The 2,368-nt window shown below is 73.6% G+C and carries 2 protein-coding genes and 1 pseudogene; 2 read left to right on the forward strand and 1 reads right to left on the reverse strand.

Translation table 11 applies throughout. The features are described 5' to 3' along the window. Positions 1–1,326 (forward strand): annotated as a pseudogene (locus EBH09_RS17440) (response regulator); the annotation flags it as partial. Positions 1,327–1,339: 13 nt separating this feature from the next. Here EBH09_RS17440 and EBH09_RS17445 read toward each other — a convergent pair. Next, positions 1,340–1,927 (reverse strand): TetR family transcriptional regulator, encoded by a 588-nt coding sequence (locus EBH09_RS17445; RefSeq protein ID WP_121747921.1) that lies wholly within the window; start codon positions 1,925–1,927, stop codon positions 1,340–1,342. A 135-nt stretch (positions 1,928–2,062) separates the two neighbouring features. On the opposite strand from EBH09_RS17445, the gene EBH09_RS17450 reads away from it, so the two are divergent. Beyond that, positions 2,063–2,368: MFS transporter (locus tag EBH09_RS17450; protein ID WP_153182676.1), on the forward strand; the 306-nt coding region annotated here is incomplete at its 3' end.

Consider the following 2,368-nt stretch of genomic DNA (forward strand, 5'->3'; position numbering starts at 1 on the left):
GCGCCCCCCGCCCCGACACCCCCGCAGGGCGTCCCCGCCTCCACACCGAGCCGGGGGACCCCGCTGCCGCCGGAGAACGCTCCCGCTCCGCGCGCGGCGCAGCCCCTGCCCGCCGAGGCGTCCGCGCCCGTCGACCCGGGTTCGACGCAGGGACGGTCGATCAGCGTGCGGACGCTGGGCCAGGGCGTGCCGTTCAACCGGCAGGCGGTCCAGGTGCAGCAGTCGTCGGCCACTCCCGCCCCGCATCAGCCGGGCGGCTCGGGCCGGCGCCGCAAGCTGGGTACGCCGCCCGACCCGGCCGCCACGCGCTCGGAACCGTCGGCGCGCCCGCATCCGCCGGCCGAACAGCCGCCCGCCGCGGCACAGCCGAAGGCTCAGCCCCAGCCCCAGCCCCAGGGCCGGACGCGGGGGCAGGAGCAGCCGTCGCCGGTCGGCGGGCAGCCCCGGCGCGCGCCGGTCACCGAGGGCGCCGGACGGTCGTACGCGATAGGAGCTCCGGACAAGAACGCCGCCGAGGGGCCCGAACCGCTGGACGGGCCCGGCGGGGCAGTGGAGGTGGCGGACCCGCCGCGTCCGCAGCCGATGGACGACGAGCTGCCGCCGGAGCCGCTGGACAATCCGCGCCGGCTGCTGGTGTGGCCCGCGCCGGACGTCTCCACGCAGCAGGCGCTCAGCGACCGCGGCTACCGGCCGGTGATCGTGCACTCGCGCGAGGAGGTCGACGCGCAGATCGCGGCGTTCCCCGCCGCCCTGTTCGTGGACCCGCTGACCGGGCCGATCACGCGTACGGCGCTCCAGTCGCTGCGGCAGGCCGCCGTGGCGGCCGAGGTGCCGGTGCTGGTCACGGCCGGACTCGGACAGGCCTCGCGCGATGCCGCCTACGGCGCCGACCCGGCCGTACTGCTGAAGGCGCTCGCGCCCCGGGACAGCGAGCAGCACCCGCCGCGCGTGCTGCTGATCGAGGAGCACGCGGAGATCGCGCTGGCGCTGACCGCGACGCTGGAGCGGCGCGGGATGCAGGTGGCGCGGGCGGCCAGCGACGCCGACGCGGTGACACTGGCGGGGCAGTTCCGGCCGAACCTGGTCGTGATGGACCTGATGCAGGTGCAGCGCGGGCAGGCCGGGTACGCCGGGATCATCGACTGGCTGCGCGCGAACGGCCAGCTCAACCGCACCCCGCTCGTCGTCTACACCGCCGCTGTCGACCAGGCCGACCTGCCACGGCTGGCCTCGGGCGAGACGGTGCTGTTCCTGGCGGAGCGTTCGACGAGCGGCGAGGTGCAGTCCCGGATCGTCGAGCTGCTCTCGCGGATCGGGACCAACTGACGCCCGTCCGGGCTCAGCGGACCTGGCCGGAGACGATCCTGCGCGCCGCCTCCTTGATCGAGGCGCGCAGGCGGTCGGCGTCCGTGTCCTCGCCACCGACCAGGATGCGCTTGATCTGCGGCACGACGGACGCCCAGTTGGTCATCGCGACCAGCAGGAAGAGCAGGTCGGGCGCCGGGATGGCGTCGGTGACCACGCCGCGCGCCTGGCCGTCCCGTACGGCGGCGACCTTGCGGACGTAGTGGTCCTGGCGTTCGGCCTCGTGGGGCAGCTCGGCGGTGCCGTACTCCATGCCCTCCCAGAAGAGGAGGCGGAGCAGCTCGGGGTGGGCGGCGTGGTAGTCCAGCAGGCGGTCGACCCAGCCCTCGATGTCGTCCGGGTCGACGGGGACGGAGATCGCGAGGTCGAGCATCTTCTTCTCGAGGACGGAGGCGAACAGCTCGCTCTTGTTGCCGTAGTAGGCGTAGATCAGCTGCTTGTTCGCCTTGGCCTCGGCCGCGATGCGGTCGATGCGGGCGCCGGCGATGCCGTAGCGGGCGAACTCGGCGACCGCGGCCTCGAAGATCCGGGCCTTGGTGGCCTCGGGGTCCCTTACTCCCATGGGCACAGGGTAGCGGGGCGGGACCGGTAACCAACTATTTGGTTGACAGGACACGGAGGCGCGGACCAGACTCCGGGAGTTGCTTCCAACCAACCAGTTAGTTGTTAGTGTGCGCTCGAAGGAGTCGCTCCGCTCATGTCGTCACCGTCAGCAGCCAGTACCCGGACCACGCCGGAGGGCGAGGTCCGCGGCGCGCTCGGGAAGAGGCCGTCCGCCTCCTCCCGTCTCTTCCTCCCCCTGATAGCCGTCTGCACCGCTGTCACGGCCGCCAACATCTACCTCGCGGCGCCGCTGCTCCCCCTCATCGCCCACGACTTCGGCTCCACGCCCTCGGCGGTGGCCTGGCTCGCCTCGGTCGCGCAGTTCGGTTACGCGGCCGGCCTGCTCTTCTTCGCCCCGCTCGGCGACAGCGTGAACCGGCGCCGCCTGGTCGCCGTCCTC

It is taken from the genome of Streptomyces sp. E2N166, from assembly GCF_003671715.1.
Classification (GTDB): domain Bacteria; phylum Actinomycetota; class Actinomycetes; order Streptomycetales; family Streptomycetaceae; genus Streptomyces; species Streptomyces thinghirensis.